The organism is Anaerobacillus sp. CMMVII (assembly GCF_025377685.1).
Lineage (GTDB): Bacteria > Bacillota > Bacilli > Bacillales > Anaerobacillaceae > Anaerobacillus.
The window spans coordinates 1-16473 of sequence record NZ_JACEHK010000016.1 but is presented as its reverse complement, the minus strand read 5'-3'; the positions used below and the strand labels follow the sequence as shown (position 1 = coordinate 16473).

The following is a 16473-nucleotide window of genomic DNA, read 5'->3' as shown; positions in this document are numbered from 1 at the left end:
GTCTCTTGTCTAGAATGCTTAAATGACTCCAAACTAAACCATTGTTTCAAAAAAAAAACACCCTTCTGATTATTCATAAGGGTGCATCAAAGAGTGGGGATATCATTCCCCATACTCCTTGAAATTAACACCCTTCTAAGTCTCTCGTACTTATTTAAAGGGATATACTATATTAAGCTGCTGATTTTTCCACTTCTTCTAGTTCTTCTTCAAACATTGCATTTAAATCAACTTTTTCTCTTCCAGGTAATACTAAATTTAGAACAATCCCAATGATTGTTGCTAAAGCCATACCAGCAATTTGAACATGGTCAGAGACCTGTATAAAGGCTCCACCGATACCAATAACCAAAATTACTGAAGATATAATTAGATTACGCTTGTTTCCTAAATCGATTTTATTATCGATTAACATTCTTAAACCACTTGATGCGATGATACCGAATAACAGGATTGAAACTCCACCCATTACTGCAGTAGGGATCGTTGAGATTAATGCTGAGATTTTTCCTACAAAGCCGAACATCACTGCTAAACATGCTGCTCCACCGATAACAAACACACTATATACTCTCGTTAACGCGATAACACCAATGTTTTCTCCATAAGTCGTGTTTGGTGGACCACCTAGAACTGATGCAATCATCGTTGCTACCCCGTCTCCAAGTAAAGAGCGATGTAAGCCAGGAGTCTTAATAAAGTTTTTCCCAACTACTTTACTTAAAACCATTTGGTCACCGATATGTTCAGCAATTGTTACTACTGCAATTGGAACCATAATAGCGATAATTTGCCAAGAAAAAGCTGGTGTATAAGTTACGAATGGAATGATAAAATCTGGTGCTTGGATCCATGCAGCTTCCTTAACTGGTGTCATATCAATGATCCCTTGGAAGTAAGCAAACGAATATCCACCAACAATACCTATAAGAATTGGAATAAGTCCGAAAAAGCCTTTAAAGAACATCGACGCTATTACTGTAATTCCTAACGTTACTAATGCCACTGTAAACAATGTACCATCATAATCATTTGTACCAGGAACATTCATTGCCATACTTACCGCAACTCCCGCTAACCCTAATCCGATAACCATTATGACTGGTCCAACTACGATTGGCGGTAAAATGTTCATTAACCAGTTAACTCCACTTGTCTTAATAAACAATGCTACTACTCCGTAAATTAAACCGGCTACAAAGCTTCCTACCATCGCCCCTTCTGGTCCACCTAGTGTTGTTGCTGCGATAATTGGTGCGATAAAAGCAAATGATGAACCTAAGTATGCTGGTACTTGACCTCTAGTGATAAGTAAATATGCTAAAGTCCCTAATCCACTTGATACCAATGCAACCGCAGGGCTTAACCCTACAAGATATGGAACTAAGATTGTTGCCCCAAACATTGCAAATAGATGTTGCAAGCTTAATACTAACCATTTGTCTGCTTTTGGTATTTCGCGAATTCCTACATCTTTTTGTGTATTCATAATTAATACTCCTCCTCAAAATTAACTTTTTATACAAAAAACCTCTTTGTCATTATCCAAAGAGGTACGGTCTTCTACTCAAAATTAACCCAAAAGAGTTATCTTAAGTAAGAGGAGTATACCCCTTGTCAGCCTCTCAGGACTGTTTTAAAGGGAGGTTTTTTGTTCAATTGTTACTTCATCTAACTGATCTACTTCTTTTAACTTTGCAACGATCATTTCAGTTTTGGATGTTGGTACGTTTTTACCGATATAATCCGGTCTAATTGGTAATTCTCGATGTCCGCGGTCAATCAATACCGCTAATTGAATCTGCGATGGTCGACCAATATCCATAATTGCATCTAATGCTGCTCGAACAGTTCTACCAGTATAAAGAACATCATCAACTAATATCACTTTCTTATCATTAATATCAACAGGAACTGATGTGCCTTTTAATAATGGCTCCATATTTTCAGTTTTATGAGAAAGATCATCACGATATAAAGTAATATCAACTTCACCAACAGTTATTTTAGTGCCTTCAATTTCCTCAATACGCTCTGCTAACCGATTGGCAATATAGATACCTCTAGTTTTAATTCCAACTAGTACACAGTCTTCAATTCCCTTATTCCGTTCAATTATTTCATGGGCAATTCTCGTCAATGCCCTTCTAACTGCTTGTTCATCTAAGATAACAGTTGCCTTAGACATATTTGCACCACCCTTCTATAGAGATATTTGAATTCAAGATCTTTTCCCCAACGAAAAAGCCTCTCACCGTAATAAGGATGAGAGGCTTTTGAGTTTACGCTAATAACAGACATAGGCACAGTAAGCTCCTATCTGTAACGTTTCTCTAATTCCTTCTCAGTCTCACGGGACTGTAGTTAAAGGGAAGATATCTTCTTGTCTATTGTATTATGACAAATTTCATCATAACTGTCAATGAGAACTTTTGCGAATTTCTTCAAGTAAATGAAGAAAGTCTTCAGGGACATCTCTTTCAAAGGTTAATCTCTCTCCTGAAACAGGATGAGTAAAACCAAGAACAGCTGCATGAAGGGCTTGACCCTGAATAGGTAGCTTCAATGTCCGAGGTGGTCCATACTTCGGGTCTCCTGCTAATGGGTGACCAATGTACTTTAGATGAACCCTAATTTGATGAGTACGACCAGTTTCCAAACGACATTCAATGAGCGTAAAATCTTTTAATCGTTCTAACACAGTAAAATGAGTAACTGCATCCCGACTGTTGTCATCTGTAACTGTCATGCTTTGGCGGTCTTGTTTATCCCTACCTATTGGAGCATCAATTGTACCATGATCGTGAGCAATGACCCCATGGGCGATTCCTTTATAGATACGCGTTGTAGTTTTATCTTTTAATTGGTTTACTAACGATTCATGAGCCTTATCATTTTTGGCAACCATTAACAAACCTGAAGTGTCTTTATCGATACGATGTACGATTCCTGGGCGTAAAACTCCATTAATTCCAGATAAATCTTTACAGTGGGCCATTAGACCATTTACCAATGTACCAGTTAAGTGACCTGGAGCGGGGTGAACAACCATACCACGGGGCTTATTAACAACTAGCACGTGTTCATCTTCATAGACAATATCAAGGTTCATTTCCTCCGGTTCCACATCAAGCAACTGTGGTTCTGGAACAACCAAGTTTATCTTATCACCGATTTGACATTTATAATTACTTTTCACATGATTCCCATTTACAGTTAGGTTACCTTCCTTCATCCAAAGCTGCACCTGAGTACGGGACCAATCATTTTCTTGTGCGGAAAGCCATTTATCTAAACGTTCGTTTTTTTCGCTTTCCTCTATCGTCCATTCATATATTTCCATTATTTATTCTCCCTTGTTTTTCCTTCTTCTAAAAAGATTTGAAGCATTAATATTCCGACACCAATGACTAAGGCCATATCTGCGACATTAAAAATAGCAAAATCGTAAGTGAAAATATAAACATCAATAAAGTCAACAACCTCACCGCGGAAAAGTCGATCAATAAAGTTACCGATGGCTCCTCCTAGAACTAAGCCTAATGAAATGCCTAATAACTTACTTTCTTTCGCGTGCTTATAAATATAATAAACAACAAAAGTCACGACTATGGTTGTGACAATAAAGAATAGCCACATTTGCCCTTGTAAGATCCCAAACGCAGCACCTTTATTTCGATGGGATGTAATATAAAGAACGTTTTCGATAATTGCAATTTGTTCGTGTAACGCCATTTTTGTTACGATAAGCCATTTTGTTGCTTGATCTAATAAAAGTATGATAATTGCTAGTATGTAATATCTCATCTATGCTCCTCCGCTCTCCTAGTATGTTTCATATCTCTTAGCATTTTAGCATAGCTAAGGGATTTGAACAATCTTGGGAGCAGCAGTTTAGAGTGCAAAGTTTAGAGTTTAGAGTTTTTTATGGGCATCTCCTTTGAGCTTTTAAGTAAAAAGAGGGAGAAACACCTCTTTTTACCTTAATAAAAGGCTCTTTTGTAAACTTTGTTGCTTTTAGGTCGTCTTTTGAGAATAAATAACCTTTTGGGGCAAATTTATTTGTCCCAATGGCTTATTTATTCTGCGTGAAGAACCCTTTGTTACGACCTAAAAGCTAATAACAACAATCTTTTTGAAAAGAGCGTAATAAAAAAACAAAAATCTAAGCTAACCTTATTAAATGTCATCTCCAGCTTCTAAACGATCTAGTTGGTCCATATAGTGATCATAATGAACATTTCTTTGAATAGAAATATTTTCATCACCTTTATACCCTTCAATATCTGTAGAAACAAACGCTTCAATTTCTTCGACATATCCTATGAGTTCCTCACCGTTATTTAAACTTGAGTCTTCAAATACCATGGAATTGTCATTAAATTTCGCCACAGATTGCCAGGCATCTTCAGCGTCAAACTCGGTTTCATTATCATTATTATCAAAGTTAAACTCATCAAATGATTTTAGTACATCTTCTTCAACCGGGCGCTCTCGAGCAATTACATTTTCCTTACTATACTCGATTGTAGTTCTTGCTGTGGGTAATGCCTGTAAACGCTCATAAGGTATTTCTTTTCCCGAGACTTCGCATATTCCATACGATCCATTTTCCATTCTCTCTAGTGCAGCTATTACATCTTCATACTCCTGGTTTATATGCTCAAATAAGGCAATATCCTTACCTCTCTCATACGTATCAGTCGCAGTATCAGCAGGATGGTTATCATACTGTGATAATTCTCCAGTAGAAAAGGACATTGATTTATTCAAGTCATAATGATCAAGTTCCTTAATTCTTTCTTCTAAACGTTCTTTTTCAGCTAACAATTCCCGTTTTATGTTATCATATTTGCCCATCTCACTAGCCTCCTTTTGGATAAGATGGTTTCAAACATAGTTTATCCTTACAATGAAACATTAGCCGAAACAAGATTTACTAAATTTGTTTGTAATAACTGTAAATTGTTGTTAGTACGAAAAAAAAGAAAAGCAAAACAATGGCTAAGCCATGTTTTGCTTCAGGCGTTTTAGTAATGATTTTTTACAATGTTTGCGCAGCTTGAGCAAAGAGTTGGATGAGCATCATCTTCGCTAACTGTTTCAGAAACGACCCAACAGCGTTCACATGTCTCTCCTGCTGCTTTTTCAACAACGATTGCAATTGTATCAAAATGCTGTGCCTCATTTGGTGCAGACGTTTTATTTCCTGCAACAACTGCCTTGGAAACGATAAATAGTTTTTCTAAATCAGTAATCGTTGAAAGCAATTCTTTTACTGTTTCATTTGGATATAAAGCAATTGCTGCTGTTAATGACTTACCGATCTTCTTTTCGTTTCTAGCTGTCTCTAGAGCCTTTAATACATCATCACGTAATTCTAGTACTTGATCCCATTTCTTTTCAATTAATTCATCATAGACAGTTGAATTTTCTTCAGGCATGTCTGTTAACTGAACACTTTCAGTATTGACCCCAGGAATAAACGGCCACACCTCATCAGCTGTATGAGGAAGAATTGGTGCCACAAGCTTAGTTAGAGCCACTAAGACGTCATACATTACTGTCTGAATGGCACGTCGGCTTTGATCGTTTTGGTGTTGGATATATAATGTATCCTTAGCAATATCCATATAGAAAGAACTTAGTTCAATTGAACAGAAATTATGAATTTTATTATAAACACCAGCAAACTGATAATGATCGTAATTTGCTTTAACCTCTTTCACAAGCTTGTTTAGTTTAATTAAAACGTAACGGTCTAGCTGTGGTAACTTGGTTAATGCTACACGATCTGTTTCAGGATTAAAATCGTGCAAATTCCCCAATAAGAAACGGAACGTGTTACGGATTTTGCGGTAAACTTCTGCCACTTGTTTTAAAATGTCATCTGATACACGAACATCAGCTTGATAATCGACAGAAGCTACCCATAAACGTAGGATATCAGCACCTAGTTGCTTCATTACATTATTCGGGACAACTACGTTACCAATTGATTTACTCATCTTTCTGCCTTCACCATCTAAAACAAATCCATGACTTAGTACACCTTTATAAGGAGCTTTTCCTGAAACTGCTACAGACGTGGATAAAGAAGAATTAAACCAACCACGGTATTGATCCGACCCTTCTAAATAAAGATCAGCAGGTCGTTGTAGATCGTCTCGTTCAACTAATACTGCCTGGTGAGATGAACCTGAATCAAACCAAACATCCATAATATCTGTTTCCTTTGTAAACGTGCCATTAGGGCTTTGTGGCCAAGTAAACCCTTCAGGTAGTAATTCACTAGCTTCCCACTCAAACCAAATATTTGAACCATGTTGTCTAAATAAATTTGATACATGATTGATTGTTTCATCAGTAATAACTGGTTCGTTATCTTCTCCATAGAAGACAGGGATTGGAACACCCCATGCACGCTGTCTTGAAATACACCAATCGCCACGGTCGCGAACCATGTTAAACAAGCGTGTTTCACCCCAAGCTGGAACCCACTCAACTTCTTTAATTGACGTTAAGAGTTGTTCACGGAAATCTTTTATTGAGGCAAACCATTGAGCAGTTGCTCGGAAGATTACCGGTTTTTTTGTTCTCCAGTCATGTGGGTAGGAGTGTGTCATAAATGAAAGCTTTAATAAAGCTCCGGCCTCTTTTAATTTTTCAGTAATCGGTTTATTGGCTTCATCGTAAAATAACCCTTCAAAACCGGGCGCTTCATTCGTAAAGCATCCTCTATCATCTACAGGACATAGAACATCAAGATTATACTTTTGTCCTACGATAAAATCATCTTCCCCATGTCCAGGAGCAGTGTGAACACAGCCTGTTCCAGCGTCTAATGTTACATGGTCCCCAAGGATGACTATTGAGTCGCGATCATAAAGTGGGTGACGAGCCTTAACGTGCTCTAGCTCAGCACCTTTTACTTTCTTAATTACTTCATAAGATTCCCATTCAAAAACACTAATTAGGTTCTCAAGTAGGCCAGAAGCAACAACATATTTCTCTTCATCTACTTGTACAACTGAGTATTCTAATTCTGGGTGTAAACAAATGGCCAGGTTAGCTGGAATAGTCCAAGGGGTAGTTGTCCAGATCACGATTTTTTCGTCACCTGCTAAAACATCTCTACCATCTTTTACACTAAATGCTACATAAATAGATGGAGAGCGCTTATCTTGGTATTCAATTTCTGCTTCAGCCAGCGCCGACTCAGATGAAGGAGACCAATATACAGGTTTTTTCCCCTTGTAGATGTAACCCTTTTTCGCCATATCTCCAAATACTTTAATTTGTTGTGCTTCATATTCTTTGTTTAGGGTAATGTAAGGATTTTCCCAATCTCCACGAACACCTAGACGTTTAAACTGTTCACGTTGACGATCTACTTGTTCTAGTGCATAGTCTTCACATAGCTTACGAAATTCAGCAACTGTCATTTCTTTGCGGTTTACTTTACCGTTTTTTGTAAGCGCCGTTTCAATTGGTAATCCATGAGTGTCCCAACCCGGAACATAAGGTGCTTGGAACCCAGCCATCGATTTATAACGAACAATAAAATCTTTTAAGATTTTGTTTAGGGCATGACCGATATGAATATCACCATTAGCATATGGTGGTCCATCATGTAAAACATATAATGGTAGCCCCTTTGTTCTTTCTTGAACCTTTTGATAAATATTTAATTGATTCCATTTTTCCTGAATTTGCGGCTCTCGGCTTGGTAAATTCCCACGCATTGGGAATTCAGTCTTTGGCATTAATAATGTGTCTTTATATTCCATTTCTAGTTCCTCCATGTATTTTATTGTTTTGCTTCGAGGTAAATTGAAACTTCCTTTAGAAAGTACAAAAAAACCTTCTCATCCCTATGTAGGGACGAGAAGGTTTACCCGCGGTACCACCCTGTTAAACAGCATTTGCACTGCTCACTTGAAATTCGTAACGTGAATGATTCGTCACAGCCTACTCAAAGTTCGGTGTGAAGCTCATGGGTGATTTTCCTCTTTACAGCTCTATACCAGGCTTACACCAACCCTGATTCGCTACAATATGCTTATAAAAAGTACTGTCCCAATCGAAGCAGTCTCTCCATTTAATTAATAAAGGTATTATATGAAAAAAAAATACCAACGTCAAGAAAAGCTTTAAACTTCTCTTACTAATTCATTCCTGTCATCACTAGCCTTACTAAAATCCTCCCAATCATCACTACCAAGCATTTCAAGTTGTGCTTCAATTAGCATTTTAAATCTCATTTTGTAGACTGAGGCTTGCTTTTTCAACTCTTCAATTTCCAAAGCGATTTTCCTAGATTTTGACAAAGAGTCATTAATAATACGATCGGCATTTTTTTCGGCTTCTTTAATAATTAACTGAGCTTCTTTTTGTGCATTTCTCTTCACTTCTTCGGCAGTCTCCTGAGCAATCAAAATAGACTTATTCAGTGTAGATTCTATATTAGCAAAATGGGCTAATCTCTCGTCAAGATCTGCAACTTTATCTGCAAGCTCTTTTTTTTCACGAAGAACAATTTCATAATCCTTAATAACTTGATCCAAAAATTCGTTTACTTCATCTTCATCATAACCACGAAAACCTCTGTTAAATTCTTTGTTATGGATGTCTAATGGTGTTAAGGGCATTTTGCCACCTCCAAATGTATTCACAAACTCTAAATAAGTTAAATTATTATAGTTAATTCGACATTATAAGAAAAATTCCTGCAAAAAACTACGGCTATTTTCGCATTCCTATTTCTATTCTGTACTTATCCTTTTTCGTTTTACCATGTACCGCAATAAGTTTACTTCTTCCTAAACCCCGAACCGATAAATAATCCCCACTTTGAAGTTGAAAAGCTGGTTGCTCTATAATTCTCCAGTTGACTTTTACCCTTTTTGATTCTATAAACGGAACAATTTTGGATCTTGATAATTGATAGATTTCTGAAAGAATTACATCTAATCGCAATGAGCTCGCAGTAATCATTTTTTCATTCCATTCTTCTTCTTCAATTATCAACTTGTCCAGTGAAATTGACTCTAAACGAATTTGGGCTCGTCCAATATTTTGAAGGTTTGCCTCAACATAACTACTTATTTCAGAGGCAACAACAATTTGAATGTCTTCATTCTGTATATATATGTCACCAAATTTTTCTCTTTTTAAACCTAAAGCCATCATCGAACCTAACAAGTCACGGTGCGATAATTGAACAAATTTATGTGGATAGTGAACTTTATATGCTGATAGTTGATAATCGTCATTTGAAGGTTCTAAGTAAGGCGGAAACAAGAAAGCTCGTTTTCGCTCTGTCTTTTCAGTTCCACCAAAAAAGGAAAAGCGAACTTCCTGGTCTTGCCCAATGATCGCTGTTACTATTTGTTGTTCACGAGGATCTAAAAAATCGGATAACTTATGTACAAAACGACCTTTAACAATTTCTTTCCATTCAACAACCTGATCAACAAAAGGACGTTCTTCTTTTCGAAAGTGATCGTACATACTCATCGTATTAGTGACCCTGCCTTAAAACATCGAGAAAATCGCATTTACTCCATTTGTAGCTAAGCGCAATGCAATGATTGCAACAATAGGAGAAATATCAATCATTCCTAGAGGAGGAATGATTTTTCTAAACGGAGCTAAATACGGTTCAACAATCGACGCTATAAATTGTCCTATTGAAGATTCTCTTGCATTTGGAAACCACGACATTAAAATGTACGCAATAACAACATACGAATACAAAAATAATAATTGATTAATAATACTTTGAATTGTAGCCATACTTTTAATCACCCACTTTAAATATTTATTCAGATAGGAAATCTGAAATTGACCCTGTAACATCAACGTTATCAGGAGTACAAAGGAAAATGTTAGCCCCTAGCTTTTGAATGTCTCCTCCTATAGCATACACTGTTCCACTCAAAAAATCGACAATTCGTTTAGCTTGTTCATGACTAATTCGTTGTAAATTAATTACTACTGCTTTACGATTTTTTAAGTGATCAGCAATATCTTGGACCTCGTCATAGGTTCTGGGCTCAATTAACATAACTTTTGCAGCTTTCTGTACACTTTGAATACTGACCACATTTTTCCGATCATTTTTTTTATCTTGACTACGTGTAATATATTCTTCGTCAATTTCTTGATATTGATTTTGAGTTATTTGTGAATCATTATGGTCTTCTTCTAGCTCAAAAAAACTCTTAAATTTCGCTTTTAAGCTCATTACGCTCTCTCCCTTTTATTTATGTAGAATGTAGAATGTAAAAAGATTGAAAGCCATACTTCGATGAACAGTCCTAGACATTCTATGTTCTGCATTATAGATTTACATTACCTACCCAACTAAAGATGTACCTAATCTAACAAATGTTGCTCCTTCTTCAATAGCAATATGAAAATCATTAGACATTCCCATTGACAATTCATTGCAGGGTGCATGCGGAAGCTGTAGAGCATGTACTTGTTCTTGAAGTACTTTAAGTTCACGAAAAATTGGCCTCGTAGCTTCTGGATTTTCTTCGTTAGGAGCCATTGTCATTAAACCAACAATTTTTATTAGCGAATACCGCTCTAATTCCTTAACAAATGAAAGTAGGTCTGTTGGAGGAATGCCAGCTTTGGACGTTTCCCCCGAAACATTTACTTGTATAAAACAGTTAACCGGCTTTGTGGCTCTTTTTTGAAGCTCTTTTGCTAAACTAAGTCGGTCAAGAGAGTGTATATAATCAAAAACATCAATAATTTCTTTAACTTTTCGTGATTGTAGTGTTCCAATAAAATGCCAGGTGCCTTTACCATTAAGCGCGTTCCATTTTCGAACAGCTTCTTCTGCCCTATTTTCACCAATATTAGTTACACCTGCCTCTAATACTTCTAGTGCTCGTTCATCACTAACATATTTTGTAACTGCAATAATTGTAACGCTATTTCGTTCTCTCCCGACTCGTTCACAGGCACTCTTAATTTCCTGCTGGATTCGGGCTAAGTTTTGCCTGACTGCCAACGCCAATTCCTCCTTAAACCATACCAATAAAACTCATCATTCGTCCCGTTTTTTGTTCGCGACGATAAGAAAAAAATAATTCTGTTTCTTTATAGGTACAATAATTAGAAACGAAGATTTGCTCTTCCTTAATTCCTGTATTAAGCAATAATTGTTTATTTAACTCCTTTAAATTTAGTAAGTATTTGTTTGGTTTAATTTCCTCGTAAGGTAGTTTGTTTGCAGTAACCTTTTTTACCTGGTTAATAACATGATCATCAACTTCATAACATGGCATTGAAATTGACGGACCTATTGCAACGTAGATAGCTTCTAGAGGGACTTGTTCTTCCTCTGTCCAACGTTTAACCATATTAGCACCAATTTGCCCTACAGTTCCTTTCCAGCCTGCATGCGCGAGGCCGACAATGTTATAGGTTGGGGCGTAAAAATATAACGGTACGCAATCAGCATAGAGACTAGCCAACAAAACATGCTTATCCTTCGTATATAACCCATCTGTATCTCTAATTGCTGTAGAAACTTCTAGAGCCCCTGCACCACAATCTTCTTTCGAAACCTTTTTAATTAGATTGCCATGCACTTGCTCTGAAAACACCCACTTCTCTAAAGGAATCTGTATCGTATCGGCTAACTTTTTACGATTACTAATCACATGTTGACTATCATCATCAACATGGAGACCTAGATTGAAAGAATGGTATGGGTTCATACTATACCCATTTTTTCTTGTTGAAAACCCAACAATTAGTCTCTCATTAAGCTTTTTAAAGGGCTCCACTGATAAATTATCGAGTTTATTCAAAACAAAAGTCTCATTTATCAAGAATGACACTCCTCCTGTACTAAATGCTTTTTTCTATTCTAACATATTTTTCTATTTACAAATAGCCATACCTTTAATAAACAGCAATGTAGGCTGTATTTTTAGCGTAATTCAGTGGAAAAGTGATTGTTGCTATCAATTTCATTGGGGCGTAGCAACCTTTTGAGAATAGACTGAGCCGTAGATACAAATGAAATTGTATCTACGGCTCATATCTAAAGGCGAACTAAGAAAAGTGAAAGAAGTTTTCAAAAAAAGAGCAATAATAAATCCAATTAACCAAAAATACACTTTTAATCCCCTAAACGAACTAAGATAACATCAGAACCAATTTTCACAATATTTTCCCAAGGGATAACAATCTCTGCTTCTTTTCCTCCTAAAAATGTTAGCATTCTTCCGGTGCCGCCAATAATAATCGATTTAACGGTACCCTCATCTAAATTAATATCTAAGTCACCTATATGGCCTAATACTTTACCATCAGAAATATTGACAATGTCCTTCGATTGTATTTCCGAAATTTTTAACATCTAATAGCCCCCATCCATAATAATCTTTGTTTCATTTATATGTTCAAGTCGGTAATTATATTTACAATTCTTGATAAGAAAAGTGCACGCCCCATTTTAGCCCCGACAAGCAAATGTCCTTCGAGAAAAAAAGTGTGCTCTTTCATTTTTATTCTAGGAAAAAGGAAGTTCACTTTTTCTCTCGAAGGTTATTTGACCTCGAGGGGCTGGGCGGTGGAGCTAGACAGTTATTACGTTGAAATATTATACATTACCTTTTAAAAAAGAGGTAACCCTTAGGTTACCTCAAGCTTTTGCATGCTTATTCATTTGTTGGATGGCAGCTTTCTCAAGTCTAGAAACTTGCGCCTGGGAAATGCCAATTTCATCTGCCACTTCCATTTGTGTTTTCCCTTGATAAAAGCGCATATTTAAAATCATTTTCTCTCTTTCACTTAAACGAACCATTGCCTCTTTCAACGCAATTTCTTCAACCCATTGAATATCCTTTTGTTTATCATCACTTATTTGGTCCATTACATAAATCGGGTCGCCCCCATCATTGTATATTGGCTCAAATAATGAGACAGGATCTTGGATCGCATCAAGGGCAAAAACAATATCCTCTTTTGGTACGTTTAACACTTTTGCGATTTCCTGAATAGTTGGCTCACGATCACGACTTTTCTCACTCATTAGCGAATCCCTTACTTGCAACGCCTTATAAGCAATATCCCGCAGTGATCTGGAAACTCTGATTGGGTTGTTGTCACGTAAATAGCGACGAATTTCCCCAATAATCATTGGTACTGCGTACGTTGAAAATTTAACATTTTGACTTAAGTCAAAGTTGTCAATTGATTTCATTAAACCAATACAACCGACTTGGAATAAGTCATCAACATACTCTCCCCTGTTGTTAAAGCGTTGAATAACACTTAACACTAACCTTAGATTTCCGTTTATTAGCTTTTCTCTTGCTGAGATATCACCGCTTTGCAGTTCTTCGAATAGTTGACGCATTTCTTTGTTTGTTAGAACTGGCAATTTTGCGGTATCAACACCACATATTTCTACTTTATTACGTGTCAATTCTTTCCCTCCTTACAGGAGTTGATGTACATGAGTAAGTATCTCCTCAGGTGGGAAAATTATGCACTACATCAGAAACGTGGAAACGGATAAATCAGGTAGAACATTGATACACAAGGGACTTATCAAAAAAAAAAAATTTATGGTATAAGTAATTGTTTTTTTCTAAATATTTATACCATTTTATTAAATTCTTTTCTTAATCTTTTTATGATTCGCTTTTCTAGCCTAGAAATATAGGATTGAGAAATCCCTAATAAATCTGCTACATCTTTTTGAGTTTTTTCTTCCCCACCAGCTAGTCCAAAACGAAGTTCCATTATTTGTTTTTCTCGGGCATTGAGTGTATGAAGCGCGTTCACAAGTAGCTTCCGATCGACTTTTTCCTCAATTCCTTTCGTAATGATATCTTCTTCAGTTCCCAAAACATCAGAGAGGAGAAGTTCATTCCCATCCCAATCAATATTTAAAGGTTCATCAAAGGAGACTTCTGAACGAATTTTATTATTTCTTCTTAAATACATTAAAATCTCGTTTTCAATACACCTTGAGGCGTATGTTGCTAATTTAATTTTCTTTTCTGGATTAAATGTATTTACAGCTTTAATAAGGCCAATTGTTCCAATACTAATTAAGTCCTCAATATTAATTCCTGTGTTCTCAAATTTTCTAGCAATGTATACCACTAAGCGTAAGTTTCGTTCTATTAACATTGAACGTACTGCTTTGTCTCCAGTAGGAAGTTTACTTAATAAATGTTCTTCCTCATCTTTTGAAAGTGGTGGCGGCAACGCTTCACTACCACCAATATAATAAATTTCATCAGCTTTTAATCCTAACTTCATTAAAAGTTTGTACCACACTAATGTCAATTTCAGTTTAAGTTTTACCATGTATGTACCCTACCTCCTAAGTTACAGTTACGATATTTCCCTAAGCTAAACGTTTTTTTCCTTGAATAAGCATCTGGGGATGTAGAATACAATCAAAGTCTCCTTCAGATGATAAATTTGTAAAATTCAATCCTACAATAACATTACTGCATTCTAGCTCCTCACCATGATCCAATGTAACAATTACTTATTTGGTCTTAGACCAATAATAAATTGATTTACTTGACCAATCCCTCGATATGGAATTATACAAAGCCTTTCTTCCCATTCCTGTTCAAGTTGAAGTGTTGGTTCTCCAATCCTTTCGGGTTCTTTAGCTTGCTGGACAATAGTTTTAGGGAATTTATTTTGTAGTTCGTTCATATCTATTATCATAACTGGCTTTTTGGTTAAAGGATCTTGCAGTTGATTACCACTATCAATTAACCCTTTTAGCTGTATATGACGGTCCAATATAAAAAGATCTACATTAACTATTTCTTCGTACTTTACTTTCCTTACCTCGATTTGTTCAAATCTTTTTTTAGAAAAAAGCCAAATGGCAGGAAATCCAATAAGGATTAATAGCCAACTAATAGGCGTCCCTAAGCCTGTCGATTTCGTTGTTACTACCCCATTCAAAATAACCATTTCGTTATTGAAGAAATAATGTAATGCAATCAACCCACCCCCACATATGAAGCTAACGAAATAGAATGTAACTAGATTTTGAATAAAGTATGAGAACCTTTTAAATCCGAAAGTAGTAACAACGATGCAAGTGGAAAAAGCTAATTTAAACATTGGATGATAGTATAAAGAGCTGTACGGTGTAATAACTAAAATAGTACACTTGATGCTACTAGAGCTCCCATTATAAGGCGCCATTTTACGATGTTTCGTTTTAATACTATTGCTGTTAATAACAGCAATAGTAAATCGATACAAAAGTTTAGAAACCATATGACATCCAAATATACGGCCATATCGGCTCCTTTCCTAATCTTTAAAGATTAATTCATTTTCCACTTTTTGAACAACCTCTTAAAGAATTTGAAACTAGTATATATCACTTCTTGTTTATAAGTCTGTCAGTTTATGCCGATAGAATCGCAGAAATTTTAGGTTTTTTTCACTTAAATTGTCGTCTTCGCTCTAAACCGATTTTTAGATATAATAAGAAAATGTCAAGTTTTTTGCTTGAAAATATTTATCCTCTTGCTTAAATGCTAACTTTCACCATCATAGATGTAAATATATTTTGCACTAGCTGTTTTTAATACGCTCTTAAGATTGTTGCTATTAGCTTTTAGGTCGTAACCAAGCAAATGCTTGGTTCTTCGCCCTTTGCGTGAAGCTTTTGAGAATAAATAAGCCATTGGGACAAATAAATTTGTCCCAAAAAGCTTATTTATTCTCAACAGACGACCTAAAAGCCACAAAGTTTACGAAAAGAGCTTTTTAATAAGAGAAAGTCAACTTTCGAAGTTCAACTATTTACATGGTAAAAACACAAAGGACATTTCTTATCCTTTGTCCATTCTGAATGGACAACTCAAAAGATCTATTTGAAAACATCCTAATAAAAAAGACTAGGCTAAGGTACAATGTTGTACCTTGGCCTAGTCTTTTTATTTTAACGATTTCGACGATTTCTTAAAATGTTGGGATATCCAAGGTATCAGCAGATTCTTGCTGCCCCTGTCCATGTGGTTGTCTTTCTGTGTATAAACTTTCTTCCTGATGTTGTTGAACAACTGGTTTTTTTGCGCCAACTGTCTTAGTTGAATTTTGCGGTCTTGAAACACTTATGTTGTTTTCTTGGTCATTAAAACCTGTTGCAATAACTGTAACGACAATTTCATCTTTCAAGTTCTCGTTAATTACAGAACCAAAATCATATTTACTTCTTGATCCGATGCAGAAGATACGATTTCTGCTGCCTCATGGACTTCATAAAGGCTTAGGTTTGTACCACCAGTAATGTTCATCAGTACGCCTTGGGCGCCATCAATAGAAGTTTCTAATAAAGGACTTGAAATTGCCTTTTTAGCTGCTTCTGTTGCACGGTTTTCACCTGTAGCCACCCCAATTCCCATTAATGCAGATCCTTTATCGCTCATGATTGTTTTCACATCAGCA

The 16473-nt window shown here is 36.1% G+C and carries 14 protein-coding genes, 3 pseudogenes and 1 other annotated feature; all 17 genes and pseudogenes read right to left on the bottom strand.

The window, feature by feature from the left end; all coding sequences use genetic code 11:
• Window positions 1–172: 172 nt before the first annotated feature.
• A complete protein-coding gene (locus H1D32_RS20210; protein ID WP_261180034.1) occupies window positions 173–1489 on the bottom strand; it encodes a solute carrier family 23 protein in 1317 nt (438 codons plus the stop codon).
• 147 nt (window positions 1490–1636) lie between these two features.
• Entirely contained in the window at window positions 1637–2188 is a 552-nt protein-coding gene (gene pyrR, locus H1D32_RS20205; protein WP_261180033.1) for a bifunctional pyr operon transcriptional regulator/uracil phosphoribosyltransferase PyrR, read from the bottom strand.
• A gap of 231 nt (window positions 2189–2419) precedes the next feature.
• Window positions 2420–3343, bottom strand: coding sequence for an RluA family pseudouridine synthase (locus H1D32_RS20200; protein WP_261180032.1), 924 nt, complete (start codon window positions 3341–3343; stop codon window positions 2420–2422).
• The gene (gene lspA, locus H1D32_RS20195) at window positions 3343–3807 is read right to left on the bottom strand and encodes a signal peptidase II (RefSeq protein WP_261180031.1); all 465 of its coding nucleotides are present in this window, start codon (window positions 3805–3807) and stop codon (window positions 3343–3345) included. The genes H1D32_RS20200 and lspA overlap by 1 nt, the downstream gene beginning before the upstream one ends.
• A gap of 372 nt (window positions 3808–4179) precedes the next feature.
• On the bottom strand, window positions 4180–4860 hold the full coding sequence (locus H1D32_RS20190) for a TraR/DksA C4-type zinc finger protein (RefSeq protein WP_261180030.1): 681 nt from the start codon (window positions 4858–4860) through the stop codon (window positions 4180–4182).
• Between the two features lie 170 nt (window positions 4861–5030).
• Window positions 5031–7790: an isoleucine--tRNA ligase gene (gene ileS, locus H1D32_RS20185; RefSeq protein WP_261180029.1), complete on the bottom strand. Its 2760-nt coding sequence runs from the start codon at window positions 7788–7790 to the stop codon at window positions 5031–5033.
• A gap of 87 nt (window positions 7791–7877) precedes the next feature.
• Window positions 7878–8096: a binding site (T-box leader), on the bottom strand.
• Window positions 8097–8153: 57 nt separating this feature from the next.
• Entirely contained in the window at window positions 8154–8651 is a 498-nt protein-coding gene (locus tag H1D32_RS20180) for a DivIVA domain-containing protein (protein WP_261180028.1), read from the bottom strand.
• A gap of 94 nt (window positions 8652–8745) precedes the next feature.
• Window positions 8746–9519 carry a YlmH family RNA-binding protein gene (locus H1D32_RS20175; protein WP_261180027.1) on the bottom strand — a complete coding sequence of 258 codons (774 nt, stop codon included), beginning with the start codon at window positions 9517–9519 and terminating at the stop codon, window positions 8746–8748.
• 18 nt (window positions 9520–9537) lie between these two features.
• Window positions 9538–9798, bottom strand: coding sequence for a YggT family protein (locus tag H1D32_RS20170; protein WP_261180026.1), 261 nt, complete (start codon window positions 9796–9798; stop codon window positions 9538–9540).
• A gap of 25 nt (window positions 9799–9823) precedes the next feature.
• A pseudogene (locus H1D32_RS20165) lies at window positions 9824–10114 on the bottom strand (cell division protein SepF); the annotation flags it as partial.
• A gap of 246 nt (window positions 10115–10360) precedes the next feature.
• Window positions 10361–11029: a YggS family pyridoxal phosphate-dependent enzyme gene (locus tag H1D32_RS20160; protein ID WP_261180024.1), complete on the bottom strand. Its 669-nt coding sequence runs from the start codon at window positions 11027–11029 to the stop codon at window positions 10361–10363.
• 13 nt (window positions 11030–11042) lie between these two features.
• Window positions 11043–11855 (bottom strand): peptidoglycan editing factor PgeF, encoded by an 813-nt coding sequence (pgeF, locus tag H1D32_RS20155; RefSeq protein WP_261180023.1) that lies wholly within the window; start codon window positions 11853–11855, stop codon window positions 11043–11045.
• A 293-nt stretch (window positions 11856–12148) separates the two neighbouring features.
• Window positions 12149–12388, bottom strand: a complete 240-nt coding sequence (locus H1D32_RS20150; RefSeq protein ID WP_261180022.1) for a YlmC/YmxH family sporulation protein — start codon at window positions 12386–12388, stop codon at window positions 12149–12151.
• A gap of 285 nt (window positions 12389–12673) precedes the next feature.
• Window positions 12674–13459, bottom strand: a complete 786-nt coding sequence (sigG, locus tag H1D32_RS20145) for an RNA polymerase sporulation sigma factor SigG (protein WP_261180021.1) — start codon at window positions 13457–13459, stop codon at window positions 12674–12676.
• Window positions 13460–13632: 173 nt separating this feature from the next.
• On the bottom strand, window positions 13633–14352 hold the full coding sequence (gene sigE, locus H1D32_RS20140; protein ID WP_261180020.1) for an RNA polymerase sporulation sigma factor SigE: 720 nt from the start codon (window positions 14350–14352) through the stop codon (window positions 13633–13635).
• 183 nt (window positions 14353–14535) lie between these two features.
• Window positions 14536–15317: pseudogene (gene spoIIGA, locus H1D32_RS20135) on the bottom strand (sigma-E processing peptidase SpoIIGA).
• 670 nt (window positions 15318–15987) lie between these two features.
• A pseudogene (locus H1D32_RS20130) lies at window positions 15988–16473 on the bottom strand (cell division protein FtsZ); the annotation flags it as partial.